Source organism: Dolichospermum heterosporum TAC447 (assembly GCF_024584745.1).
GTDB lineage: Bacteria > Cyanobacteriota > Cyanobacteriia > Cyanobacteriales > Nostocaceae > Dolichospermum > Dolichospermum heterosporum.
On the sequence record NZ_CP099464.1, the window covers coordinates 2,955,428 to 2,981,708 of the forward strand.

Consider the following 26,281-nt stretch of genomic DNA (forward strand, 5'->3'; position numbering starts at 1 on the left):
GGCGCAGAGACGCGGAGAGATATCTTAAATATTCGCTTGTTGTCTTTGATAAAGTGACCAGTACAACCCTTTTTGTTTTAAGAGTTCTAAATGTGTTCCTCTTTCGGCTATGACTCCTTTTTCCATGACTAAGATTAAATCGGCTCGTTTGAGGGGGGCAAAGCGGTGGGCAATTAAGAATACTGTGCGGTTAGAGGAAACATTTTTGAGGTTTTGCAATACTTGTTGTTCGGTTTCACTATCTAAGGCACTGGTGGCTTCATCTAAGATGAGAATTGGTGCAGATGCTAGGAATAATCTGGCTAATGCTATGCGTTGTCTTTGCCCTCCAGATAATGCTGTTCCTCTTTCTCCTACGTTGTTTTCATAGCCGTAAGGTAGTTGACTAATGAAGTCATGGGCTACTGCTAATCTGGCGGCTTCGACAACTTGTTCGGAGGTGATATCTGGATTGCCTAATGTAATGTTTTCCAAGATTGAACCATTAAATAAAAAGTCTTCTTGGAGAACTACGCCTATTTGTTGTCTTAAAGATGCTAAGTCAGCACTTTTGATATCAAATCCATCAATTAGAATTCGTCCTGACTCAATTTGATAGAGTCTTTGGAGAAGTTTAGAAAGGGTACTTTTTCCTGAGCCACTTCTGCCGACAATGCCTACAAATTGTCCTGGTTTAATGTTAAAAGAGATGCCTTTTAATACTGGTTCGGTATTGGCATGATAACGAAAGAAAACTTGATCAAAATCAACTTCACCTTTGAGGGGTGGTAATACTAATCCTGTGCCGGCTTCTGTTTCTGGGGCAGCGTTGAGAATATCACCAATTCTATCTACTGATAATAGCACTTGTTGGAGGTTTTGCCACAACTGAACTAACCGTAATAGGGGACTTGTCACTCTTCCTGATAACATTTGGAAGGCAATTAATTGACCAATGGTTAGTTGATGATTAATTACTAATTTTGCCCCAAACCACAGGATAATTAAGGTAGAAAAGTTAGTGAGAAAGTCACCAATGTTACTACTAATATTAGATGTGGTGGAAGCTTTAAAACTGGTACGAATGAAGCGGGCAAATAAACCTTCCCACCGTTCTCTCGCTACTGGTTCTGCGGCATGGGCTTTAACAGAATGAATGCCAGTGATTGTCTCTACTAAAAATGATTGACTGTCCGCACTCCGGTTAAAGGTTTCATTTAGCCAAGTTCGCAAAATCGGTGTGGCGATAATAGTTAATGTGGCAAATAATGGTAAGACGGCTAAGGCTACAAATGTTAGAGGAATGTTGTAATAAAACATTAATCCCAGGTAAACTACAGCGAAGATACTGTCAAGAATGACGGTTAAAGCTGTACCTGTGAGAAATTGGCGAATTTGTTCTAATTCTTGGACTCTAGCAACTGTATCACCCACTCTCCGCGACTCAAAATAAGCCAAGGGTAAACGCATTAAATGGCGAAAAAGTTGAGCCGATAAACTCAAGTCTAAACGCCGGGCTGTGTGGGTAAAGATGAATAGCCGCAGCATACCCAGGATAGATTCAAATGTCGCCACAAACAAGAGGGCGATCGCCATCACATCCAAAGTAGCTAAACTCTCCTGTACCATCACCTTATCAATGATGACTTGAGTAATTAATGGAGAAGCTAAACCCAATAATTGCAAGGTAAAGGAAGCTAATAAAACTTCACCTAATAAACCTCGATATTTCCAAACCGCAGGAGTAAACCAAGCTAAATTAAATTTCTCTTGTTGGGAAATTAATTCAGTTTGCCATAATGTACCATCCCAACAATTATCCACCACAGATTGAGGTAAATGTTCACAAATGTAATCAGGATTTTGAGGATTGGCAATAATTAAAAAATTGCCTTTTATGCCATAAGCTACAACCCAATTAAATTGGGGATTTTTATCTTCCTGATTACCTTGATTCCACAACAATACAGCGGGAAAAGTTAATTGGCGTAATTCATGCCAATTAACCTGTAATTTCCGCAATACTAACCCTAATTTCTCCCCTGCTTCTACCAGATTTTTTGGCTTTTGTCCTCGCAACTGACGTTGTACCCATTCTAATTGCACAGGATTTTGTAAATATTGCGCCACCATTGTTAAACAAGCTGCACCTGTATTTCCACTTCCCACAAAGGGATAATTAGAAATTGTGGGTTGTTCCCATTTCGCAGGATGTGAAGGTGAAGAAATGGGAGAATTAGGAACTGGTAAAATAGTTTCAATTTCTTCTACCTCTGCTGAATTATTCCAAAATTCATTAACTTGAGGATTTAAAACCTTTTTCCACAAAGCCGAATTCCAACACACAACTATAACTTCCTTACTAGCAGCTACAGCTTTACAATCAGCAAATAATGGTTGACAGTTGCCAAACCAATCTCCTGTTTGTAAAGTAGCTACGGTTTTATTTTCTTCTTCCTCTCGTAAACGCACTTTACCAGCGACAATCAAAAATTGATAGTTTCGCTTGCCAAAAGCATCACTACCTAATTTTTGTGACCAAATTTTTTCGCCAAGTTTGTAGTTATGTATTTCTGCTTGCTGTTTTAATTCATTTTGTTCTTCAGCATTTAGCCAGGATAGTGGCGGTTCATTCCAGGGTAAATTATTTAACACATTTATTCGTTAAAATTGATTATTTAGAAGTTTTAATCCAATTGAATTTTGACTGTCAGATTTTGAATCTTATCCCCTAGCCATTTCTCAAATAACTCATTTTTTAGTGATTGTTGTAATTGAGTATCTTCTAAAGATGCTGGAAGAATTTGTTCTAATCTAAATAAAGCAAAACGTCCTTCTATTTCTATGGGATTGATCAATTTTCCAGGGGTGGTTGAGTCTACAGCCGCACGTAATATGTCTGGTATCGTCCCCCGACTAATTGGTCCCATCATGCCATTAAATACTCTTTCATCGGCTAATGAATACTCTTTTGCCAGTTGTTCAAAACTACTTCCTTCTTCAACTTGAGTTTGTAGTTCTTCTGCTAATTCCCGACTGTCAACTAGAATCCGCGACAGGATAACTCTATCCAAATAAATTTTCTTTTCAATAAAGTATTCTGGTAATTTTGATTCTGTGACTAATTCTTTGAGTTTCTCTAACTGAAAGCTAAAGGTAATAGATGTATGAAAAGTTGTATAATCTGTACCATTGCCTATTAGCCATTCTTGAAATTTTTGGGCATCAGTTAGTTGATTTTTTAGACGAAAATCAATAATTGTCTGCTCAATTAAGGTGGAACTAATCTCAATATCTGTTCTAGCACTAATTTCTTTTTCAATTACGTGCTGACGCAGTACGTCACTCATGAAATTTCCTAGTCTACCAGATATTTGTAAGTATTTGACTACTTCAGTTAGGGTAATTTCCTGATCATTTACAGTTAAAAAAGATGAAGATTCCATGAAGTGATTCTCAGGATAATACTAAAACATCTATAAGACTTTCCATTAAATAATGGGGAAAACAGTAGAAAACTATATCTAGCAATAATAAAGATTCGATAAATTAAATATGTAATCAATATCTGGTAATAAAATATCCTAATTTTTTATAAATAGTGAACTAAATGATTTTAGGCGATAACTATTTTTCAATCTGTAAGCAATATGACTAAAATGATTATGCTGGGTTTCCTTGTGTCAACCCAACCTACATGGAGTGATTTTAGTCAATAGTTAAACAAAAACACTTTGGTAAATTAATGCCAATATTATCGCCGCAGTTGCACCAATCAGGGTATTAAAGATATTGACAACCTCATTGGTCAGCCAAGTATATTTAGATTGCAAAGTCGCACCAATGACACTTTCTAAATTTGTAGCGATAAATGCGGCTATGACACTCCATAAGATGCCAAGGGGATTAATTAAATTTACTCCCCAACCAATGAGGGCGATCGCTATTGATGCTACCATACCAGCTAAAGTCCCTTCTAAACTTACCGCCCCTTCTGTCCCCCTGGGAACTGGTTGTAGTGTCGTAATTAAAAATGTCCTTTTACCATAAGCTTTACCAACTTCACTGGCTGTAGTATCAGATAGTTTGGTACTAAAACTGGCAACATAACCCAAACATAACAAATATTTAAAATCAGGTAAAAACAACACTCCCAACGCACATAAAGCCGCTATTAATGCTGAACCCCAAACGTTTTCTGGACCTCTTGCACCAGCACGTTTTTCCGCAATTCCGGCGGCTTCTTTTTCTGCCATACCAATGCGCGTTACCCCGGAACCGACAATAAAATAAAATACCACCACTAGATATCCCTGCCAACCTAGTGTTCCCCAAATGATTACTCCTAATAATCCAGCATTAAGTATACCTGCCGGGGTGAGCAACTTTTTGGGAATAATTGCGACTATTCCTAGTAAAATTGCATTTAAGCCTACTCCCATTAACCAGGGATTAATAGAACCTATTAAAGATAACATCTGTGATAAATTATGAGTATTTTCAGATTTCCATGCTAATGAAATGATTTTATCCTCTTTTACCACATTCATATTAAGATTCCTTTCTCCCTTGCTTTTCTATTGCTTGTTGTACTACTTCAATTTTTAATTCCAGTGCTTCGGCAATTTGTTCTACACTCAAACCCATTTTCAAAAGACGAGGAATTGCTTCTAACTTAGTTTCTTCCTTAACTTCTTGATAAAATCTGGTTTGTTGCCATTCTGTTAATCCAAACATCGCTTCTAACTCCTGACGGCTATAAGTAGGTTAGCATTGAAAATCGTCGTTATGACAAGGCAAGAAGCACTCATGCAAGAGGCAAGAGTGAAGAGGGTTTGGGCGATTTTACTTTTCTTTACACAGATTGCTTTTATTGTGTTCACCTACTTATGCGTCGTGCTAGTTCCTTGATTTCGACTGATGAAAATTCGTAGTGTGTAGCTAGTGGTTCGTCAAATTTATTTTGACGGGTAATGATCGGAAAAAACTTCTGTTCTTCCCTCCCCTGCCCCCGGTGCCTCTCTTCTCCCTCTGCTTGCCTTCACCCGTCATTTTCGGGTTGACAGACTACTAGTTGGGGTGGTTTTTCCAGCAGTTCAAATAAAACGCTGGGGAGATTTTGCAGGAGGGTGTAAAATATCGTGTCTGTCTTCATTTGTGGTCAGGTCAGATCAACAAAATTGAATTTGTAAAACTTAATATAATTAATATAAACGTTGTGATTGCGTTATAATTTGCAATGCACCATGTTTAACAGTATAATTGTACTACACAAATAAGAAATTGCTATTTTTGCGGAGAGAGACAATGTCAGTAACTCAGCCCTAAAGGGACTGAGCTTGTAAGAAATTGCAAGCTGTACTGACCAGTCTAAGTCTTCACTGACTACGTTTTTTGAGTCACGACACCCCGGAATGCGTAGCTAGTTCCCTGCTCTGTCATTTGCAATTAAACAGTTTTAAAGTCCCTGAAACAGTGTTGCAAGTCTAAAAAGCTCTTAAAACATTGACGTTCGCGCAGCGTGCCGTAGGCATCAGCTAACATTACCCCAGAAATGGGAGGCTCTTCGGAGCAACACATTATGCGTACAGAGTTGGGAATTTTGAATCGGTAATTGTCCCGTTGAAAGTACATTACAAAAGTACACCGAATTTACCAACTCCAAGGCGGTAATGAAAAAATATTCAAGGCGGTTAAAACCGCACGAGTCGTTTCCCTCTCAGCACTGAAGTGTCTGAGTTTCCCACTTACCGGGTATTTTTATGAAAGGAGAGCTTCTCAAAAGGTTTTTTAGGGCGATCGCTAGTTCAGATCAAGAAGCGATTGACAAATTAACATATCTAGTTATAGAAGAAGAACGCAGCAAAGGACATACTCTCCTTGCTGATCAGTTAGAGAACATTACTAAAAAGAAACCTAAAGATCAATCTCCCAACTCCATTAAACCTACTTATTCTGCACCAGAAAACTTACAAGGTTTAAGTGAACTACCAACTAGTAAGCGTTTTAATCTTCCCCTGGTAACGACTATACCAAGGGATAAACTACGTCATTACATGGTATTGCCTGAAAACATCGAAAAACGTTTTCAAAGAATTGAACGTGAATATGCAGCCAGAGACAGACTAGCGCATCATGGACTGCGTTACAGACAAAAAATTCTTCTCTATGGACCTCCTGGCTGTGGAAAGACGCTGGGAGCAGAACGTTTAGCGTGGAATACTGGTCTACCACTTTTGAAAGTGCGGTTTGATGCAATGGTGTCGTCTTTTTTAGGGGAGACTGCCAGTAATTTGAGACTTGTATTTGAGGATGCTGCAAAAAGTTCATGTTTGTTGTTCCTTGATGAATGTGACTCAATTGCTAAGTCAAGAGAGGACAATCAAGAAGTAGGAGAAATTAAGAGAGTTGTAAATACATTTTTGCAAATTCTGGATGAGTATCAACCTTCTTCTGGTCTGTTAGTAGCAGCTACAAATTTGAATAAATCTTTGGATACAGCTTTATGGAGAAGATTTGATGATTTGATTGCAGTACCCAAACCGGGAGAACAGGAGCTAGAATTTATACTAAAAGAAACACTATCTGCAATTGAAGTGGGATCTATCAACTGGACAAGAATCATTGAGCAGATGAGAGATTTTTCTGCGGCTCAATCTGTCAGAGTTGCACAAGATGCAGCTAAACGAGCGATTTTAGAGCGAGAGGGATTAGTGATTCAGGAACACTTAGAAGAAGCGATCGCGGAAATCAAGGTTTCCTAGTTTTTTGAGAGTTAAATTTTTGGTGTTTGGAGAAAAAAATGGTTCAAAGTTCTCAAGGTTTTCCACATATTCAGCTTACGCTTACACACAAAGAAACAGCTAAATCTCTAGGTGGTGGCGGTGGTAGTAAAGAAACTCAAACAGAGATTAATAAAAACAATCGTCAAGGACATGGAAGCAAAATTAAAAACATAGTTTCTTCCGTAGTGGATGATTGGCGAACATTCAAAGAAGAAAAAGAGAAAGAAGAACAAGAAAATAAGCAAGCTACTCTTCCCGATGCCATAAGTTTAATATTAGAAATTGATCCTGAAACCTTTGATTTAGATGATTTGAGAACTTCAGATATAGCGATCATATCCGAATTAGAAGACGGATATATTATTGGTGCATCAGCAGATACTAACCTTAGTGAACTACAAAAGAAAATAGAAAATTTTATAAATAATCAAAAAGGTGGCGGTGTAATCGCCAAAATTTTGAATGTTCTTGATAAAAATCAACATCCAGAATTTATTTTATCTCCCAGTTTATTAGAGAAATGGGATCAAATAAGAGATGACCAAATTTATATAGTTGAAGTAGGTATATCCTGTTTAGGAACTAAAACAAAATTACCTGAATATCCTGAGCAAAAAAACTACAAAAATCCTGAAAATTATGTAAAAGCAATCAATAAATGGATTGAAGATCGTAAGCTAACCTATCAAGAATGGGATGAATTAGCATCAGAAAGGCAAGAAGATTTATCAAATTTTCTGGCAAATCCTAAGTATCATGGTGAAATTTTAAGTATTGTAGATGGTATTACTCCTCAATTCTCTAGAGTACCTGATAGTTTTTCATGCCTAATTCAAATCTCTGGCTTAGGATTAAAGGATTTAGTATTTAATTTTCCTTATGTTTTTGAAGTAACAGAACAAGAGAATATTTATGAAACAGTTTTACCTAATCATGAAATATCTGAATATGAAAATGACTCATTTATATTAGAATCTCCTGATAAAAATGCTCCTAAAGTGTGTATTATTGATAGTGGCATTCAACAGGAACATCCTTTACTAAAGAATGCTATTGATGCTGCTAACTCAATATCTTTGATACCTTCAGAAATCAATTTAACTGCTGACATGGTTACTAATGGTGGACATGGAACAAGGGTTGCAGGAGCAGTTTTATATCCAAGAACTATTCCCCGAAAAGGAATCTATAAAGCAGTTTGTTGGTTACAAAACGCCAGAATACTAGATAAAAATTGCAGATTATTAAATAAATTGTATCCACCAGACTTATTAGAAAGGATAGTTGAATATTACTATAGTCAAACAGCAACGAGAATCTTTAATCATTCACTTGCTAGTGATGCTCCTTGTCGGACTAGATATATGAGTGCTTGGGCATATACTATAGATCAATTAAGTTATGAAAAAGATATTCTTTTTATAGTAGCTGCTGGGAATATTCCTTTAGATAGCTATCGAACTTCACCAAGATTATCCGTTAAATATCACTTATTAGCTGGTAGAGAATACCCAGATTATCTGACAGAAAATTCTTGTAGAATTGCCAACCCGTCACAAAGTTTTCAAGCCTTAACAGTCGGTTCAATTACCCTAAATTCTTTTCGTGATTTATCTTGGTCTTCATTAGGAGAAAAAGATGAACCCTCACCATTTTCATGTTCTGGTTTGGGAATATGGGACACGGTTAAACCAGAAGTAGTAGAGTATGGCGGTGATATTTTGAAAGATGATAATCAACCCCCAACCTTGGGTTGTAATTCCAATACCAGTCCAGAATTAGTAAGATCAACTTTAAGTCCTACTCCTAGTCCTTTAGTTGCTGCGGATGCCTTTGGAACTTCCTTTGCAGCACCAAGAGTAACACATATTGCGGCCAGACTTGCTGCTGAGTTCCCTAATGAAAGTTGTTTGCTATATCGAGCATTAATTGTTCAATCAGCACGTTGGCCAGATTGGGCATTAGCAAAAACAAATGAAGAAAAATATAATGTAATCCGTCAAATAGGCTATGGTATTTCTAATCTTGAACGTGCCATTAGTAATACTCCTAATCGTATCACACTAATCACACAAGGAGAGAAATTCATTAAAGCTGGAGAGGTTGACATTTATCAAGTAAAATTACCAGACAGTCTCAGATCACCAGGAGAAGAATTTGAGATTTTATTGGAAATTACATTATCATATAAAGCCCAACCTCGCAGAACAAGGCGTAATAAAAGAAAGTATTTATCAACTTGGTTAGATTGGGATTGTAGCAAAGCAGGTGAAGATTCAAAACATTTTTTAGGTAGAATGTTAGCTAATCATAAGATTCCAGAAGATGCTGAAAAAGGAGACGAATTATTTACCTGGACTCTTGGTAAAGAAAAACGTTATAGAAGCATTAAAAATGTATCCAGAAGTATAGGAACTATCCAAAAAGATTGGGCTGTTGTAAAATCTTATAACTTAAGAGAGGCATTTTGCATAGCAGTAGTAGGACACGAAGGCTGGAATAACGATCCTTTTGCTGAAGTTCCATACTCTCTAGTTGTAAGTTTTGAAGCAATACAAGCTGATATTCCCATTTATACACCAATGGTTGAAGCTCAAATTGAAACAGAAATTCAAACAGAAATTCAAATTCAATCTTTGTAAATAACTGATACTAATTCCATAACTAGTTATCAAACCCTCTTTTATTCATCTTACTCCACCATGAACCAAACCACATTTCACCTCGCCTTCCCCGTCACCAATATCCCCGACACCAAAGCCTATTATGTTGACGGTTTAGGCTGCATTCCCGGACGCGAAAACCCCCACGCTTTGATTCTCAACCTCTATGGACATCAATTAGTAGCACATACAACGAAAGACATCCTCACACCTCAAAAAGCAATTTATCCCCGACACTTTGGACTAATTTTCACCCAAGAAGCAGATTGGCAAGAATTACTAGAAAGGGCAAACAACAAAGATTTAAAATTTAGAGAAGAACCCAAATACCGCTTTACCGATTCCCTTCTAGAGCATCGGACTTTTTTCTTAGAAGACCCTTTTTATAATTTAATAGAATTTAAATATTATCGTCATCCAGAAGCAATTTTTGGCAATACTGAACATACCCAAATTGGTGATAGAAATTAGCTGTCCATAACGAATTACAGATGATAATAGTTAAACTATGAACCGTTTTCAGTCTAGCTTATTTGTTTGGCTGACAGCCCCACCTGGAACTGAAGTTCCAGGCTAATAGCTAAAGTTTACTAAAGTAAACTAGGGATTTTTAGGGATTTTTAGTCATCAAAAGACAACTTTTGCTATGAGACTGGGAATTCATTCCCAGGTGGGCTACAGGTTTTACGTTAAGTTGACACCAATGAAGCTCTTGCTTTACCCCTACAAAAGTAGGTGAACACAATAAAACCAAACTGTGTAAAGAAACGTAAAATCGCCCAAACCCTCTTCACTCTTGCCTTTTGCCTTGCCATAACGACAATTTTCCTACTAATCTAGGTTTTTCGTGATTTTACAAAAGTCCAGGTTCCAACCGTTTTGAGTATATTGAGTAAATACCTTTCAGAATCACAAAAGAAGTGTATTTTTTGGTAAAGAAACATTCATGATTTCACTGATTTTGTTAATATCTTTACCACTATTGATAAAGTTCTAGAATCTGTTAACATTAAAGGATGTAATAACACTGGTAAAGTTATTTCTTTGCCTATACCAAGTTGTGAACTTTCTGTTGGGATAATCATTAAATCATAAGGTGTCCAAATAGATGTAAAATCCAACTGCTTTAACATCTCGACATCAGAATTTAAATCATTGAGAAAATCACTATGAGGACGCATTTGCAAAGCACCAGCCAGCCAAGTACCATAAGCAACTATAGTTCCATGATGAGGTGAAGAAATTGTAATAAATCGCTGGACTCTATTTATTCCCCCCAACCGCTGAATATAATAACGGCTGACAATTCCTCCCATACTAAAACCCACTATATCCAGTGGTTGCGCTGTTGCAAAAGTATCATTTACATAATTAGCTACTTGCTGGGCTAATTTCTCCAAAACCTCAGAACCATTATTAGGGATTAAATCCACCGTATGCACAGACAACCCTTGTTGTCGCAGAGAAAACGCCATTTTATTGAAAACCGCCCCAGTATCGTTAATACCATGCACTAATAAAACGGGATTTTGCTGTTTTGTTGCCATCATCTTAATTAGTTAATATTATCAATAATTTAACTCAGTATTACAATCTTAAATATACAATGCAATACTTATCGGTTAAGGAAATGTAGGTTGGGTTGAGCGACAGCGAAACCCAACATTATCAAGGATTCGGTTGGATTATGGCTGATGCCTCCGGCTCCCGCAGGGATACGCCACACTGCGTGGACGTTCCGATTGTTTCGCGTTCACGCAGTGTCCCGCAGGGATACGTTTACGTTCCACAACCCAACCTAAGTAATGGGACAGAATTAATTACACAATGTCATTGCAAATGGAACGAAGTGAAATGAAGCAATCGCAAGGGTTGTGATTGCTTCCCTTCCCTCGCAATGACTGTAAATATTTTTGTCCAATTACTTACCGGATGATGACTTTTTAGGCTTAACCGAGCAGTATTGATATACAATGTATGAGAATTTTGTGACTGAATCTAGATTATTAAGATTTATGAAATAAGTTCTCATAATCTTATAGTTATAATAAAATTTAATAATTAATTTGCGTTATTTACTAAAAACTGTTTTCGACAAAAAAGACCTACAAATACTTGCCAGTAGTAATTATAGGCTTTTCATCAGCAAACATGAGGTTTAACGATTGACCGCAGATAACGCCATCAAATTTAATATTACACCGTAATTTTTAACAATTTCGGTAACAGTCCCAACTATTCAAACCAGGAGCATTTTTTATGGGCTTTATCAAAAATATCATTGCGGGTATTGTGGGTTTTATTACTGGATTGTTTAGCAACAAGGGTAATAGCTACTACTTAGAACTAAAGGAAGAAGCTAATGTTACTCAATCTCCAGCAACAGTAGCAGCACAACCTACACCAAAAGTTGAACCAAAAGCTACACCGGCAGCAGTAAAAGTGACTAAGCCCGAACCTGTTAAAATATCAGTCCCCACTGAAACCAATTTTGCCACCAAATATCTCATTCCTACCAATAGTCCTCGTCGTCGTCCCGGCGTAAATATGAATGTCTTTTTAGATATGGCAAGTCAAGTTAAAACTCCCGGATAAGTATCAAAACGATCATAAATCGGGGCTATAGTGACGTACTCCACACACTCCCTTTCAGGTGAGTGTGGGCTTCTCAGTGACTCCTCTATGAGGACATTAACTGAGCTTTAAGACCGTGCGCCCCACGGTTCTTTGGTTTTGAGATTTGTTTTTTGTTTTGTAGGCTGCATTTCTGCATTTAATTGGACTACACCTACTTTTTTATAATAACATAAAATCAATATTTTGTTCGTTTCGTCGCTGTAGCCTTCTTTGTTTTCGCTACGCTAAATACAATTTGGGCTACGCAACTCAACTCACGCGCATTCATCCCACGCTCCTAAGAGTGAGACGTGGGGCTTCTGCTGATTAAGCTAAACACGGGTGAGATTTAAACTTTTGCCAAATAGACATCTGGTGAAAATTAAATATGCGTGACATGAAACCCCTGTAGAGACGTTCCATGGAACGTCTCTACAATCTTTACCGGAGATGTCTAATGACAAAGAACCCAGATGTGTAGGGGTAAAGCAAAAGCTTAATGGTGTCAACTTAACGTAAAACCTCTATCCCGCAAAGAACTCAAGTCATCTCATTCCCCTGCTCTGACTGGGAATGAATTCTAGAAGGCTCTGCCTTCAATGATATTAGAGGCAGAGCCTCATCAACTGCATTCCTAGTCAGAGACTAGGAACGAGATGTGGTAGGGATTTGAGCTTAAGTTGACACCAATGAAGCTCTTGCTTTACCCCTACGTTTAGAATCAAACAATCAAACCGTTTTGAGTATATACAGATAAAACTAATTTTGCATTAGTCCACCTGCGTGGACTTTGTTTGTAAGTAGTGAGATAGAATTAGTTACACAATGTCATTGCGTAAGCGTTGCGTGGCGTTAGCCATATGGAACGAAGTGAAATGAAGCAATTCCAAGGGTTGTGATTGCTTCCCTTCGCTCGCAATGACTGTAAGTATTTTTGTCCAATTACTTATAGTAGCGATTTATAATCTCCAATACTGTCAACCACCCTACGAAGCATTTTTAGTAAAGATAATCCCACTATATAAATGAAAAGCTGCATCCCAATTACTTTGTTCTCTACGAAATAGATTAATCTGAGATGGGATTTGTTTGAGGATGTCCGTTTGGTCTATAACTATTTGTGCAAAGGGTTGAAAATCTGACCACACCTTAACTTCAGGTAACTGTTTCTCAATCCATACCATTAGATTATTCCAGTTTATTCTTATAGTATTATGGTTAGCTTGAGACTGAGAGTCTAAACCTTGTTGAAATTCATAGCCTTGATCATAAATTCGCAAAATACTCCGTCTATTTGGTAGATGTAAATCACAAAATTGAGCATAATCTTGAGTTTTAGTTTTTCGTTCTAGTTGACCTCTAGCATTAACATCTATAACTTGCTCAAAAAGTGGTAAAAGTCCCATTACTCTATTAGTAACTTCTGATAAATCAAATCTCATCGAACCAGTTTGATTTGCTTCATTTTGACAAACTACCTTGATTTGAGATTTATTTATTGATAAATGTTTAACTTGAAATACTTGAATCTGTTGAATTTGGGGAATTCTTACCCAAAAACAGGGAATACCAGCCTGTTGTAATTGTGTTCCATAGAATGCTAATTCTCCGACTTGAGCAATGCGATAAACTCGCCAATTTTGGCTAGGTAATATCATTCTTGCTGTGTAAACGTCTACTTGCATAATTTGGGCAAAATTGCTGGCGGCGCTGGTTTTGAGTTCATTATTAATCGGTTCTAAAACTAATATTCCCAGTTCATTGTTATGAGGTGCAGATATAGATTTAACTATAGCTCTTTGTTTTTCTTCTTGTTTAACTTCTTGTAATCGCTGTAAACCTTGACGAGCTTGAGAAATAATTTTACTATGAGTCGTGGTGCGGAGTAATTGACGATATACTTTTTCAGCTTCTGGGAATTGAAGAGAAACTTCTTTTAACTTACCAAAATACAATTGTACCCAAGGATTATCCGGGGACTCTACCAACATTTGTTGGATTAATTTGGCTGCTGTTTGATAATCTTTCCGTTCAAAAGCCGCAATAACTTGCTCTATCATATAAGTAGGTTGGCGTTGAAAATTGTCGTTATGGCAAGGCACTCATGCAAGAGGCAAGAGTGAAGAGGGTTTGGGCGATTTTACGTTTCTTTACACAGTTTGGTTTTATTGTGTTCACCTACTTAGTGTTTTTTTAATGAAGTGTCATAGATACCCGACTTTTTTAACAAGTCGGGTATCCGAGTATCATTCCTAAATCAATAGCAATATTTACTACTTTCAGGTTTACTATTTTCCTTTGCGGTTCGCATTGCACCTAATATATTAGAAACAATAACACAGCGCTTTGCTTTGCCACCAGATTTACTAGATAAGGTGATTCGTCCTAATGGAACTTTTACACTACCTATGTAATCAAATCGGACTAGTCTCACACCATTAGCTACTTCTTCTAATGTGGTTTCTGAATCTAAACTCACACTAGTATCTAAGTCGTTCCATTGAGCATTAGATGGGTTAATTGTAGCCGGATGAATTGCCCATTGCACAATATTATTTTGTTCTCGAAAACTAACTTGGTAAGTTAACTTTTCCTTTCTGGCTTGGCTTTGGGCTTCACGCATGGCTCGATAAACTTGATCTTGGGCAACATTTAAGTTGCGAGTTTTCATAAACGCTAACCAGTTTGGTGCAACTATCGCTGATAATATCCCTATCATTAACACCACCGCAATCATTTCTATTAAAGTAAACCCATCCTGAAATCGCCTATTTAATAAATAAATCATCTAAACCTCCAGGATGTCTTCATTTTGACTTTTGACTTTTGACTTCCGCCTTGCGGTACTAGTGGTCTTTTTTCAGTGTCTAAAACAAATACTTTGGACATAATATTTTGCTCCGAAGAGCCTCCCATTTCTGGGGTAATGTTAGCTAGATGCCTCCGGCACGCTGGCGCGAATGACAATGTTAGAAGTCGGTAACTATCTTAAAAGCACTGGTTTAACCCACTCTAATGAGATACAAAATTCCGTTCCCCAACCAATACTGCTCCGTTAAGCCTAAAAAGTTATTATCCGGTAGGTTGGGGAACGTTTACGTATCCCATGCGAACTGCTTGCAGCAGCGCTTCGCTATCGCCGGAGGCATCAGCCATAACTCAACATTATCAAGGATTTTGTTGGGTTTGGCTGTCGCTCAACCCAACCTACATTTCCTTAACCGACAAGTATTGCCTCACCAACCCTCCACTTACCAAGGGGAGGATACCCGACGGCGCGAGTGGGGTGTATTTTTTAGCTTGGGAATTGCTATACATATGTTGCTATATATAATGCCTTTTTACATAGCGGTTTTTTACTGATATTTGATTTTTTATAGCTACTAATTAGTTGATATCTTTATTTATATAAAAATCCCCGTCCTTGCACTCTCACAATGGTTGTAGGAAAAAATTTTTTTCTAGTCTCTGTATATTTGATTGCATTTTCACTATTATAAATACGAGCCAGGGTATTGCCTCGAATAAATACCTGCACTGTTGTATTCGCTCTATCTACACAGGCATAAAAACCAGTCATACTCGTTGACTTAATTGCTGACCAAGTAATTCCCTGTGTTGTAGTTGTAGCTGCGATATCACTAGGACAAGTAGCTGCTGGTGGCGAATCTGTAGTTTGATCTACATAATCAATCAACACTATAGCATCAGCAGTATAAGTAATTTCAGGTTTTTTCTTCCATTTGTTCATTCCTATTTCTAAACTATCAGAGTCTTGAAAATAATCATGAAATGGAGCAAAACCTGGACTGGGACAATTCTTGTTATTAACATACTTTTTATTATCATATCCGGTACAAATTACACCACTAGAAAGTTCTACACCATCTTTAATTTGCCATCTACCAATACGAGCCGCTTTTGACCAAGTTGTATTACTATCTTTGATTAAATAATAAACAACTAAGGAATAGACAAAAGTATCATCATTTCCTGATACAGTGGGAACTACACCACTAACTAATTCCCGTTTCCAAAAAACCAATATAGGAGTTTTAGTATTATCACTTTGGTAAGCCATTTGAGCTTTTATAGCATTAATACCAGCAGCATCATAAATATAAACAGCCTGTTGTAAATCACGAGAAATATAATTAAGTGCAGTTTGAATTTCTAAGTCAGAATTTGCCTTAGCTTGTTCATCTCTCTCTGCGGTTATGATACTAATCATAAAGTTGAATAATGGTGCAATAATCAAAAATGCAATTACCAAAGCTACCAATAATTCAATGAGCGTAAAACCGCCAGATTTATGGATAAATCTAGAAACTTTGATTTGATTTACAAGGATCAATTTCAGCATTTTCATCATCATCTAATTTCACCTTTTAATTTAATGTAGGTTGGGTTGAACGAAGTGTATCCCTTACGGGAGCCGAAGGCATAACCCAACATTAGCAGGAGTAAGTAGTGAGACAGAATTAATTACACAATGTCATTGGGAATGCAATACTGTTCGGTTAAGACTAAAAAACAAAAATACGTAGGTTGGGTTGAGGAACGAAACCCAACATTTTCAATGATTTGTTGGTTTTATACAATAGGTTGTTTACGTAGAAATTTTCGTTAACCGAACAGTATTGATTGGGAATGGAACGAATCGAAATGACTGTAAATATTTTTGTCCAATTACTTAAATAGGGTTGTGATTGCTTCCCTTCCCTCGAAATGACTGTAAATATTTTTGTCCAATTACTTAAATAGGGTTGTGATTGCTTCCCTTCCCTCGCAATGACTGTAAATATTTTTGTCCAATTACTTAAATAGGGTTGTGATTGCTTCCCTTCCCTCGCAATGACTGTAAATATTTTTGTCCAATTACTTAGAGGGTGTTTGAGAAGTTTTTAATGTATAAACAAACCCCTCTCCAAACCTCTCCCCGAAGCGGGGAGAGGCTTTGAAAACCCCCTTCCCTCGTAGGGAAGGGGGCAGGGGGTTAGGTTTTTGGAGATTATCGGTTTCATCTAATACTTTTAAAACATCCTCTTAGATAGGGTTGTGATTGCTTCCCTTCCCTTGCAATGACTGTAATTTCGTGAAAACGAGAATTGCTGTAAAAGGAGAGGGAAAAGGAAAAAACTTTTTTTAGCTGGAATGGGGGGTTTCAAAACCTCTCCTCTTAGGAGAGGGAAAAGGAATAACATTTAATACTGGAGAGGTTTACCAAAGGGGTTTATTTATACATTAAAAACTTTTCAAACATCCTCTTAGATAAAGGGAACGGTAGAGCCGCAATTTATTGACAAAATTGATTATTACCATTCTGATTTTTTCTCAGTCCAAGTCGGTAACATAGAGCCTGAAATGTAGTATTACTGTGGGCAATATCAACAGTTCTTTCTATTAATGGTTTTTGCTGATTACCTATACCAGACACAACAGACGAAGCTACTTTTTTGGCATTACTTGTACTCGCTAAAAGAGGCTTACTAAAATCAACATCTGAGCGATAAACCCGAACTGCTAGACGATAACCACTGGTTTTTGGATGAATACCATTAACGATTATGGGCATAGCTTGAACATAAAACTCGTTGAATAGATTTGTATGGTCTGGTTGACAAGCTGAATCACTGGCTATACAAGTATTTCCATCTTCTTTCAAGAGATACAAGTTTACATCTACATCGCTTTTGCTTTTAGGAACTGGCATTTGTGTGATACCAATTAGATAATCTGCGGAAGTTCTGACCGTTGTCGGGTCTAAAGTAATTTTTTTACTTGGTGCTGTACTTGAACCCGTAACAATTGAACCAGTTTTAATACCATCAATAAAAGTATTTGCAGCCTGAGTTGCTTTTTCTACGCGCCGGGATTGAACACGAATAGCTGTCGACAGGACTAAGATAGGAGTGATAGATACTAGGAGAATACTAACTACAACCATAGCTATGAGTGATTCAATAATTGTAAAGCCGGAATCACGGTAAAATAATGTTTTGGATTGTGATTTGGGTTTCATTATTTACAGGTAGAAGGGCGCTGATTTTGAGCTAGGGCGTAGGGAGTACCGGAATTGGTCGTTTTAGCACATAACAAAGTCTCTACCCATTTATCATCTTTGCCAACTTCCCGGAAATACTCATCTGGTAAATCAGGTGATGTGAGTACCAATTTACTAGCGAATCTGTCGGGAGATTGGGATAAAAGCGCGACATCATAACTCCAATTTCTCCTAGGAGGAAGATAACCTGTAGTTGCACCACTATCAGTCACAATAGCATATACAATGCTACTTGCTCCCACATTGACGTTATATGTTCCCGTAGCATAAGTGCTTTTTTTCAACTGGATAAAAGAACCAGAAATCTTTGCTGTTTTTTGACCATGAGAAGATGCCCAATTCTCCATAAACCGGGTAAAGTTTTGTAAACCACCATTATCTTCTGTTGGCCGGGCAGGACTATCTCCTGCGGCGACATTCAAGTTAAAAGTAGTGTCTGCTAATACTGGCTGCAACCAGTTCCTACTATCTTGATTCTCTTTTGGTGTTTTTGATGTATTAGTCACACTACTTATGACTGTAGTGTTAGTAGAGTCAGTTTCAGTGGCAAAGGGTTTTTGAATTTGTAAAACTGGTTCAAATACATTACTACTATTGGGTAGCAACCAAGGAACAAGAAATTGATTACCACTGGAGTCTAGGGCTAGTGCTGGTGAGGTTGTGCCACCTACTGGATATTCTGCTAGTTTATTGCCACTGGCAGGAATTCCGTAGATAGTTAGAGGAGTAGTTAGCAACGTGGTAGTTAAATTACGTTTCAAAGCCAGCCGCTTAAATGGTAATGCTTCCCAACCATTTGAATTTCCGCTAGAACTGTTATATCCATTGAAAGCAACATTATTTATTGTCCAGCGTTTAGTTTTGACAGCACATTGAGCAGTGGTATTCGTTGCACTACAAAAACATTCGTCTTTCACTGCTGAACTACAAATTTCATAAGCATACTGTCTGGCTGGTATCATCCTCACCAGTGGTGTGACAAAGTTATTTACATAGGAACTACCTTGGTATCCTGTTGTGGCTGTATCAAAGTCTTTAGGAAAACCAGAATTATTTATATCAGCCCATTTACCATTTGCACCAAAGAAATTAACTGCGGAAAACCCTGGCGCTGGTGTACCAACTAGACTATTGTTCCAGTCATAATCTCCTTCATCACGAAAACCTTCTCTAAAGTTGCCAGAAAGCAAGGTAACAGCATCACCTAACACTGTTGCAGGTCGCCATTCATCCCCAGTAGGACAATTGGGTAGTTGAGGATTACCAGAACGACAAGCAAAGTTAGGATTAAGGTTGGTGCTAGTACGAGTGTAAAAATTATTCCAGTCATTTGCTAGAGTTTGTGTAAATTCCTCTTGAGTATGGAGATTAAAGTTACCTTTAATGTATACGGGCAAATTACTGGCTAAAATTAAACCTTTTTCTTCTTCTCGGTAAGTATTTGTTGTTCCCCGTCCTAGTTTGCTTCCATTGATGAGCATAATTGCATTGGGACGACGAGTAGAATCAAGAATATGGTCAACAGGACTTACTAATTTTTGCGCGTCTGTTTGTATGCCTGATGTACCAGACGCATCTAGTAAAGCATCATCACCGGGATCTGTGGCATACATCCATTTATCAATGGGACGCAATTTATCACCACTACCTTGAAGTACATTAGCAGGAAATGTCTCTGTACTGGCAAAATTAACCTCTTGATAAGGTACGCGACGAGTCCGTTTTTGGAAATAAAGCTGTAATTGTTGACGACGAATTGCATCAAATTCCGCTGTTGTGAAACTGGATAAACCTAAATCTTGTTTTTTATTTTCAATACCTGTTTTTACTTCGGATGGATCACTACTAATAGCATTAGCAAATTGACTAGCAATCAGTTTATTAATCCGATTTATATAAGCGAGGTTATTGTACATGAGGTTACTAGAACTGTTAGTAACAGATGCCTCCCATGTAGAAGCAGCAGGATTAGTAGTGGTACCTTTGAATAAATCAACTTTAGTTGTGGTAGTTCCCGCACTTTTAAAACCACCTGCTCCTAAATTTCCACCGACGATAATTTTAGAATTTTTAGATTTGTAATAACAGGATTCTTTACTACTAATTTGATATAATTGAACTTGACCAGAACCACCTGTTAAAAAATTACTATTAGTAAATATTCCACCATTAAGATTTAGGGCTGTATCGGGATTAATTTCTAGATCATCGTTATAAATAGCAATGTTACTGGGTGGTATTTGGATGCGGTCTTGTTGATATTCTAGGGCAGCGAAACCTTTACTACCTTGATATTTTTCATAGTTAGTAGTATCACTAGGCAAAGTTATAATTGGTACTGTAGCTGTATAAACAAAAAAAGATTTTTTTAGCTCATTATTTTGTTTAATCCAACCTGTATTACCGACCAATATTGGGTTGTTATTTGTGGTGCAATTAGCATCTAAAATTCCTTTGACCATTGGTGAAGTTCTGGCTTCTAAGCGGTTTCTCGCGCGGGCATATTTACCACTAATATTTCTGGGAGTTCTAAATAAAATGCCATAGAGAGTGTAACTATCAAATTTCCCATTATTGTCAGTATCAACGGGAAATTTCCAGGCTGTATTTACTGTTTCGTTATCATATAATGATGTATTTGTAGTAGGTTGCTCAATTATACTATTGCCACTAATATCAAAACTTATTTGCAGTTTGGTTTCGTCTGCAAAGGTGTATTTATTAATGTTGTCTATATTGTTTATGTCATCAAGAACTTTATATAATTCTGCGTCTGTGGGGGTGATTTTTGGTAATGATATATCTTCAAACAGTTTGTTGATTTTAGCTCGACTGCGATCAATTGCTGGAATAGTAGCACTAAGTACAATTTCGTTAATGCGGACATTACTAGCATTTTTGGCTCGGTCAAAGGAACGTAACATAATAGTAGTGGTCAATAATACTACTACCATTGAGACCATTGCCACTGTCGGTAATACGAAACCTGCGGTTGTTACTTTCCATTGTTTCCGAGTACCGAAAGTAGTCCACAGTAACCAAATAATTTGTTTTTTTGAGTGGGTCAAAAACCGCCGAATCAATTTGGTGAAGATTTTTGATAACTGACGTTTGCGATACATACCTGATAACTGTCTTAAAACTTACGGGATGGGAATTAATACCCCGGTTATTACTATATTTATAATCGCTTGCTTAAATATCTATCTGAAGTATTAGGAAATAGAGGATATTGACGCTTGACTGTAACAAAAATAAGTAGTCGGACAAAATTAAATTCACTCGTTGAGAAAGGGAACAGGGAACTCAAACCCTTATTCCTCTGTGTCCTCTGCGCCTCCGTGGTTCGTTAATCAGGATAATTTATTTCTTGGAAGTCTTCCAATTACAGCGATTTCCAATCATATAAGGTACATCTTAGCCCCCTCATCGCACCCCCCTAAATCCCCCCGCAGCGGGGGGAAGAAAAGGATAAGCTTTTGATACTGGAGGGGGTTGGGGGTGGGGTTCTTGTTCCGGGTTTGATGACAATTTGCTGTAAAAAAATACCCAAAAATTTCTTGTGGTGCGGGACGAATTGCCCGCTAATCATCAAGGACAGGCAGGATGCCCATCCCACAAAATTGGTAATTTATTTTTTGGTGTTCCCTAGTAACAAGATTCGAGATAAAAATAGGAATTTTCTGGAAATTTTGATCAGATTCAGTAGTTTCATCAGTATCACTACTAATAGCTATGATATATTATAGTGATAGTGATTCCCTATTAAGTACAGTATAATTTAAACCCGTTCCTAACCTCCTCTTGGTAATTTACCCAATCAGAAAGTGAGCTTATGGGTGGGTGATTGTCAGAATCAGGTGGTTATTGCGGTATACCCTGATTTCTCACCAAAATCCTCAAACCCTGATAAAATCTGGATTATGGGTTTTTACACTGCATCAAAAATCAACCTCGTGAAAAATGCCCGAAACCGTTTCTCTATAAGGATTATATAGATTGCGATCGCTAAACGCGACCTAGTAATCCCATTGTTTGTGAGAAATGCGGGTATAGCTTGTGTGGCGTAGCCATAGTCGAGATAGTATCCAAGATTAAAAAATGGACAGGATGAAAATCAGGATTAATCTTGTCGGTTAAGGAAATGTAGCGACTGCGAAACCCAACAAATAAAATTCTATTTTTTCTAATTGCATAGTTATCAGTGGTGAGGTGAAATATGAATCCTAGATTAAAACTGGCTCTAATTCGGCACACAGGCGAACAAGGTTTTGCTTCGGTAATTGCTGTGGGAGTTGGCTTGGTGATGATTTTAATTGGGTTGACTATGGCACTTAGGTCACAAGGTGATGTAGCTCTCGGTTTAAATCAAAAAAATACATCTCGTGCATTATCAATCGCAGAAGTAAGTATTACTCGTTATCAGTATTTAATTAATACTAACCGAAACCTAGCAAAAGTTGATTTTACTTCCACTAACTTATCATCAAGCTATACAAGTGCTTTATCCTCATCCTCACAATGTTCAAACATCGCTATTACTACGGAGAAAATTGTCAACACTTATGCAGGTACATCAGATAAAGACTATTGGCTGCCTGTAACTTCTGATGATCCTAAACAAGGAGAGTATAAGCTTGTATCGTACACTTATAAACAAGATGATCCAAACGCAGCATCAGGAACATTGCCAGGGACGGGTACATTAACTGTTCAGGGTAGAGTTAATAATAATTCTACTAGTACCTCTACAGCACAAATACAGGTAAAAATACCTGTCAAAGCCCCCGATCCAGGTAATGGAGAGGCATTATGGACTATAAGTGGTTCTATTGTTGGTAGTAACAATCAAAAAATTGATGGTGATATTAAATTTAAATGTGGTGAATTAACACCTGCTCAAATTACTACAATGAAAGAGAATAATCTCGCCAATAACAATGTTAATCAAGTAATTGAATCCAGTTCACCAATGCGAGCAGCGCCAGCTTTGCCTAATACATATACTGATTTGGGAGATATTACTAAAGATACTACATTATCGGGTAGTGTATCTGCCGATGGTAATGCAACACCAACGCCAACACCAACGCCTACATCATCTTATCAAGGTCGCCCTGTTTATAAGGTTGGCGATATTGGTGGTAATGGCAAGATTACACTTACAATTCCGCCAACACAAAAAGTTGTAATCTTCCTTACAGGTAGTATAGATAAAAATGTGACTATAAATCACAATTGTAGCGATTATACAGAGGCTCAATGTTCTCCTTCCGATGTATTAATTATTGGTACAGGTACAAAATATCCTTCTGGCAATCCTAGTATATGCCTCAATGGTAGCAATACTATAAGTGCCTTTATTTATGCTCCTACTTATGACGTAGCTGTGAGTGGTGGTGGTAACGCTGATCCTGTCATCTATGGTAATGTGTGGGCAAAGTCATGGAATGCTTTAAATGGATGTGGTTCTAGCAGTAATAAAGTGGTTGTTAAAACATCTGCGACTGTAACAGCACAAGGGAAAAATCTTTTAAAGGATGTAGTAACGCTAACAGAATTACCACCAACAATTGATCTTCCCAGTAGCTGGACAAAGCAAAAAGTTAATTAAACAGATATGGGTATTTTGAATTTAATTCAGAATACCCAAATCCACATTTTTTATACAACCTTTATCAAAATAGAACTGATTTTATGTATATATGAAAAACCTCAAATATAATCCCGATTCGGGATTCAGCCTCATAGAAGTAGTAGTTGCCTTACTGATGATATTTTTCTTTACTAATGTTGCTTTGAATATGTTTGTAATTTCTGGTATTTTTAAAAAGAAAGCAGTTCAGTACACAAACGCCATCAACCTTATTCAGCAAGATATAGAAACAATCAAGAGTGCTGCTGATACCTATTCATTAACTCCTGCATTAAACAATACTTCATGTAAACCTGCCGATATTGACAAGGGTATGGCAACTTATTTCATGAGTTCTCTATCAATTACAGCCTCAGCAAATGGGACTACTTATTCTCCTGTTGCAGGTACTCCTAAACAGGTAAAAGGTCAATATTATTGGTTGTTGAGGAATCAAAAGGTTTCTACTGATGCTCCTTATAATGTTTTACAACTAAAGTATGTAGTTAAAACAGGTACTAGCACTGATCCAACCAATACACAAACTACATTAGCTACATCTTATATGGAAGTGATACCCTATGCGTCATTACAATGCCCATCATAATGAAGATGGATTTACTTTACTAGAATTAATGGTGGTCATGATTTTTGTCGGCATTCTCGCTGCCATTTCTGCACCTGGTTTCATAGGTTTAAATCAAAGGAATAAAGTTACTCAGGATGTTACTAATGCTGAAAATGCCCTATTAGAAGCACAAAGAGGGGCTATGCGTCGGGGTAAAGACTGTACCCTGTCTTTCTCTGTTTCCGCTTCCGGTGAACCTATTATTAGTAGTTCTAGTGATAACTGTTTATCTATGGGTACGCGAACTTTATATAACGTTTCCATGAACATATATAAAGATGGAACAGGTGCAGTTTCTAGTTTGACATTTGATTATCTTGGTAATATGACGGAAACAAATCCTATAACAATTGTGTTGCGACATAAAAGCAATATTGGAGGTAAAAAATGTATAGTTATTTCCCAACCATTAGGATTAATTGCCACTGGCAAATATATTGATCCTGTTAGTGGTACTAATTATTCATCTAGTTGTACTCCTTAAAAAATATGTTAAACAATACTTTTGATATCAAAAAAAATATCCAATTTTTTCTTCAAAATTATAAAACCCGTCAATCTGCTCTCAATGGCAATGAGGGATTTACTTTGATAGAGTTATTAGTAGCAACAGCTATCATGACTGTTGTTATGGGTATAGTTGGCGTTGGTCTTGTGGCTATGCTCAATCAGAACAAGAAAGCAGCATCAGAAAGCGACAGGCGTGCTAATTTGAATCGGGCTTTAGATTATATTAGCAATGAAGTGAGAAGCGCTAAGAGTATAAAAACTACTGATAATACTGCTAATACTGGTGATAATTTAGCATTACCTAGTGGTTTTAATATACCCTCAAGTACCAATGGTCTTGTGCTGACATTTCCCGATAATACAAAAAGTGTATATTTTGTAGCTCCTAGTGACAAGGCGAGTACCTGTAATAAAACAACTAGTTTATGGCAGTGTCCATTTGCCCTTTTTCGTGCCAATGGTACTTATGCTAGTGGTTCTACTATACCAGCAAACACTGGTGTGATGCTTGTTGATGGTCTGAAAGCACCGACTAGTATTCCTTCCTGTTCTAATGTGTCTGTAGGTACTAGTGGTTTTTATGGTTGTATTTCCAATACCCGTCAAGTTATTCTATCTTTATATGGTAAGTTAACAGAAACAGATTCAACAACTCTACAAGTAAGTTCTACTGCTGTTACTAGGGCTAAATAATTGCGAAATTTATTACAGTTACAGTCTCAGAATCCAGGGAATAAATTCCCTGTCTTATAGCTGAAGTCGGTTAAAACCGACTAGTTTTAGTTTATTTGTTTTATTTAATTTAGGATATAAAAGTTAATTTTTATTTAATCAGAGTGCGTTTTAACGCACTTTAGCTATAAGACCGGAAATTGATTTCCGGGCGGGTGTGGAAGCCAACAAATAAGGTATTTTGAAATGAAACGGGGTGAGAAATATGGACTTTTGTAAAATCCCGAAAAACCTAGATTTGTAGGGGTTTAGCACTGCTAAACCCTTACCCGCATAATCAAATAATTAAGCCGCTTTGAGTATACAAGCAGGATTAGTCGCTAAAATCAAACATTTTGAGGAGGAAACTAAAATGCCTTTTATTAGTCCAACCGAAGAACTGGCAATGGAACGGGGTGAGCAAAAAGGAATACAACAGGGTATACAACGAGAACAACAGCTAATTATCCGGCAACTAAATCGGCGAATTGGTGAAATTGAATCATCATTAATTGACACAATTCGGACTTTAACAATTGACCAATTAGAATTGCTGGGTGAAGCACTTTTGGATTTTTCTTCGATTACCGATTTAGAACAATGGTTACAAAATTTGTAGGTGGGGTTGTGGAACGAAACCCAACATTATAAATCCAACATTGAGGAATGAAACCCAACATTATCAAGAAT

At 37.2% G+C, this 26,281-nt stretch carries 19 protein-coding genes and 1 pseudogene; 9 read left to right on the forward strand and 11 right to left on the reverse strand.

Annotated elements, in window-relative coordinates:
- Window positions 1-24: 24 nt before the first annotated feature.
- The 5 genes and pseudogenes from NG743_RS13450 to NG743_RS26905 all read right to left on the reverse strand — a co-directional run bounded on the left by NG743_RS13450 (window position 25) and on the right by NG743_RS26905 (window position 5,134).
- Window positions 25-2,634 (reverse strand): type I secretion system permease/ATPase, encoded by a 2,610-nt coding sequence (locus NG743_RS13450; protein ID WP_371316421.1) that lies wholly within the window; start codon window positions 2,632-2,634, stop codon window positions 25-27.
- Between the two features lie 32 nt (window positions 2,635-2,666).
- Window positions 2,667-3,425 (reverse strand): peptidylprolyl isomerase, encoded by a 759-nt coding sequence (locus tag NG743_RS13455; RefSeq protein ID WP_257120238.1) that lies wholly within the window; start codon window positions 3,423-3,425, stop codon window positions 2,667-2,669.
- Window positions 3,426-3,698: 273 nt separating this feature from the next.
- Window positions 3,699-4,457, reverse strand: coding sequence for a TIGR00297 family protein (locus NG743_RS13460; RefSeq protein ID WP_027403269.1), 759 nt, complete (start codon window positions 4,455-4,457; stop codon window positions 3,699-3,701).
- A 73-nt stretch (window positions 4,458-4,530) separates the two neighbouring features.
- A pseudogene (locus NG743_RS13465) lies at window positions 4,531-4,743 on the reverse strand (Rpn family recombination-promoting nuclease/putative transposase); the annotation flags it as partial.
- 277 nt (window positions 4,744-5,020) lie between these two features.
- Window positions 5,021-5,134: a DUF2887 domain-containing protein gene (locus tag NG743_RS26905; protein ID WP_235335305.1), complete on the reverse strand. Its 114-nt coding sequence runs from the start codon at window positions 5,132-5,134 to the stop codon at window positions 5,021-5,023.
- 607 nt (window positions 5,135-5,741) lie between these two features.
- On the opposite strand from NG743_RS26905, the gene NG743_RS13470 reads away from it, so the two are divergent.
- The 3 genes from NG743_RS13470 to NG743_RS13480 are packed head-to-tail and all read left to right on the forward strand — an operon-like array spanning window position 5,742 to window position 9,898.
- A complete protein-coding gene (locus tag NG743_RS13470) occupies window positions 5,742-6,743 on the forward strand; it encodes an ATP-binding protein (RefSeq protein ID WP_257120239.1) in 1,002 nt (333 codons plus the stop codon).
- Between the two features lie 38 nt (window positions 6,744-6,781).
- Window positions 6,782-9,406, forward strand: a complete 2,625-nt coding sequence (locus NG743_RS13475; RefSeq protein ID WP_257120240.1) for a S8 family peptidase — start codon at window positions 6,782-6,784, stop codon at window positions 9,404-9,406.
- Between the two features lie 60 nt (window positions 9,407-9,466).
- Window positions 9,467-9,898, forward strand: coding sequence for a VOC family protein (locus NG743_RS13480; RefSeq protein WP_257120241.1), 432 nt, complete (start codon window positions 9,467-9,469; stop codon window positions 9,896-9,898).
- Between the two features lie 473 nt (window positions 9,899-10,371).
- On the opposite strand, the gene NG743_RS13485 is transcribed toward NG743_RS13480, so the two are convergent.
- Window positions 10,372-10,974: an esterase/lipase family protein gene (locus NG743_RS13485; protein ID WP_257122152.1), complete on the reverse strand. Its 603-nt coding sequence runs from the start codon at window positions 10,972-10,974 to the stop codon at window positions 10,372-10,374.
- Window positions 10,975-11,686: 712 nt separating this feature from the next.
- On the opposite strand from NG743_RS13485, the gene NG743_RS13490 reads away from it, so the two are divergent.
- Window positions 11,687-12,022 carry a hypothetical protein gene (locus NG743_RS13490; protein ID WP_027403273.1) on the forward strand — a complete coding sequence of 112 codons (336 nt, stop codon included), beginning with the start codon at window positions 11,687-11,689 and terminating at the stop codon, window positions 12,020-12,022.
- A 1,007-nt stretch (window positions 12,023-13,029) separates the two neighbouring features.
- On the opposite strand, the gene NG743_RS13495 is transcribed toward NG743_RS13490, so the two are convergent.
- The 5 genes from NG743_RS13495 to hpsA all read right to left on the reverse strand — a co-directional run bounded on the left by NG743_RS13495 (window position 13,030) and on the right by hpsA (window position 21,229).
- Window positions 13,030-14,103: a cyclic nucleotide-binding protein gene (locus tag NG743_RS13495; RefSeq protein ID WP_027403274.1), complete on the reverse strand. Its 1,074-nt coding sequence runs from the start codon at window positions 14,101-14,103 to the stop codon at window positions 13,030-13,032.
- Between the two features lie 197 nt (window positions 14,104-14,300).
- On the reverse strand, window positions 14,301-14,831 hold the full coding sequence (locus NG743_RS13500) for a type II secretion system protein (protein ID WP_027403275.1): 531 nt from the start codon (window positions 14,829-14,831) through the stop codon (window positions 14,301-14,303).
- Between the two features lie 612 nt (window positions 14,832-15,443).
- Window positions 15,444-16,406: a hormogonium polysaccharide secretion pseudopilin HpsC gene (hpsC, locus tag NG743_RS13505; RefSeq protein WP_306459767.1), complete on the reverse strand. Its 963-nt coding sequence runs from the start codon at window positions 16,404-16,406 to the stop codon at window positions 15,444-15,446.
- A gap of 933 nt (window positions 16,407-17,339) precedes the next feature.
- Window positions 17,340-18,065: a hormogonium polysaccharide secretion pseudopilin HpsB gene (gene hpsB / locus NG743_RS13510; RefSeq protein WP_257120242.1), complete on the reverse strand. Its 726-nt coding sequence runs from the start codon at window positions 18,063-18,065 to the stop codon at window positions 17,340-17,342.
- Window positions 18,065-21,229 carry a hormogonium polysaccharide biosynthesis protein HpsA gene (hpsA, locus tag NG743_RS13515; RefSeq protein ID WP_257120243.1) on the reverse strand — a complete coding sequence of 1,055 codons (3,165 nt, stop codon included), beginning with the start codon at window positions 21,227-21,229 and terminating at the stop codon, window positions 18,065-18,067. The genes hpsB and hpsA overlap by 1 nt, the downstream gene beginning before the upstream one ends.
- Window positions 21,230-22,326: 1,097 nt before the next feature.
- Between hpsA and NG743_RS13520 the strand changes: the two genes are divergently transcribed.
- The 5 genes from NG743_RS13520 (at window position 22,327) to NG743_RS13540 (ending at window position 26,210) form a co-directional block, all read left to right on the forward strand.
- Window positions 22,327-23,721 carry a hypothetical protein gene (locus NG743_RS13520; RefSeq protein WP_257120244.1) on the forward strand — a complete coding sequence of 465 codons (1,395 nt, stop codon included), beginning with the start codon at window positions 22,327-22,329 and terminating at the stop codon, window positions 23,719-23,721.
- Between the two features lie 91 nt (window positions 23,722-23,812).
- Window positions 23,813-24,349 (forward strand): type IV pilus modification PilV family protein, encoded by a 537-nt coding sequence (locus tag NG743_RS13525; protein ID WP_257120245.1) that lies wholly within the window; start codon window positions 23,813-23,815, stop codon window positions 24,347-24,349.
- Entirely contained in the window at window positions 24,324-24,854 is a 531-nt protein-coding gene (locus NG743_RS13530; RefSeq protein WP_257120246.1) for a pilus assembly FimT family protein, read from the forward strand. The genes NG743_RS13525 and NG743_RS13530 overlap by 26 nt, the downstream gene beginning before the upstream one ends.
- 5 nt (window positions 24,855-24,859) lie before the next feature.
- Window positions 24,860-25,573, forward strand: a complete 714-nt coding sequence (locus NG743_RS13535; protein WP_257120247.1) for a PulJ/GspJ family protein — start codon at window positions 24,860-24,862, stop codon at window positions 25,571-25,573.
- Window positions 25,574-25,907: 334 nt separating this feature from the next.
- Entirely contained in the window at window positions 25,908-26,210 is a 303-nt protein-coding gene (locus tag NG743_RS13540) for a DUF4351 domain-containing protein (protein WP_257120248.1), read from the forward strand.
- Window positions 26,211-26,281: the final 71 nt, after the last annotated feature.

Excerpts from the sequence above, each read along its gene's own strand:
- NG743_RS13470 (WP_257120239.1), top strand. The coding sequence starts at position 5,742 with ATGAAAGGAGAGCTTCTCAAAAGGTTTTTTAGGGCGATCGCTAGTTCA.
- NG743_RS13535 (WP_257120247.1), top strand. The coding sequence starts at position 24,860 with ATGTTAAACAATACTTTTGATATCAAAAAAAATATCCAATTTTTTCTT.
- hpsA (WP_257120243.1), bottom strand. The coding sequence starts at position 21,229 with ATGTATCGCAAACGTCAGTTATCAAAAATCTTCACCAAATTGATTCGG.
- NG743_RS13525 (WP_257120245.1), top strand. The coding sequence starts at position 23,813 with ATGAAAAACCTCAAATATAATCCCGATTCGGGATTCAGCCTCATAGAA.
- NG743_RS26905 (WP_235335305.1), bottom strand. The coding sequence starts at position 5,134 with ATGAAGACAGACACGATATTTTACACCCTCCTGCAAAATCTCCCCAGC.
- hpsB (WP_257120242.1), bottom strand. The coding sequence starts at position 18,065 with ATGAAACCCAAATCACAATCCAAAACATTATTTTACCGTGATTCCGGC.
- NG743_RS13490 (WP_027403273.1), top strand. The coding sequence starts at position 11,687 with ATGGGCTTTATCAAAAATATCATTGCGGGTATTGTGGGTTTTATTACT.
- NG743_RS13475 (WP_257120240.1), top strand. The coding sequence starts at position 6,782 with ATGGTTCAAAGTTCTCAAGGTTTTCCACATATTCAGCTTACGCTTACA.
- NG743_RS13520 (WP_257120244.1), top strand. The coding sequence starts at position 22,327 with ATGAATCCTAGATTAAAACTGGCTCTAATTCGGCACACAGGCGAACAA.
- NG743_RS13460 (WP_027403269.1), bottom strand. The coding sequence starts at position 4,457 with ATGTTATCTTTAATAGGTTCTATTAATCCCTGGTTAATGGGAGTAGGC.
- NG743_RS13455 (WP_257120238.1), bottom strand. The coding sequence starts at position 3,425 with ATGGAATCTTCATCTTTTTTAACTGTAAATGATCAGGAAATTACCCTA.
- NG743_RS13480 (WP_257120241.1), top strand. The coding sequence starts at position 9,467 with ATGAACCAAACCACATTTCACCTCGCCTTCCCCGTCACCAATATCCCC.
- NG743_RS13530 (WP_257120246.1), top strand. The coding sequence starts at position 24,324 with ATGCGTCATTACAATGCCCATCATAATGAAGATGGATTTACTTTACTA.
- NG743_RS13500 (WP_027403275.1), bottom strand. The coding sequence starts at position 14,831 with ATGATTTATTTATTAAATAGGCGATTTCAGGATGGGTTTACTTTAATA.
- NG743_RS13495 (WP_027403274.1), bottom strand. The coding sequence starts at position 14,103 with ATGATAGAGCAAGTTATTGCGGCTTTTGAACGGAAAGATTATCAAACA.
- NG743_RS13485 (WP_257122152.1), bottom strand. The coding sequence starts at position 10,974 with ATGGCAACAAAACAGCAAAATCCCGTTTTATTAGTGCATGGTATTAAC.
- hpsC (WP_306459767.1), bottom strand. The coding sequence starts at position 16,406 with ATGCTGAAATTGATCCTTGTAAATCAAATCAAAGTTTCTAGATTTATC.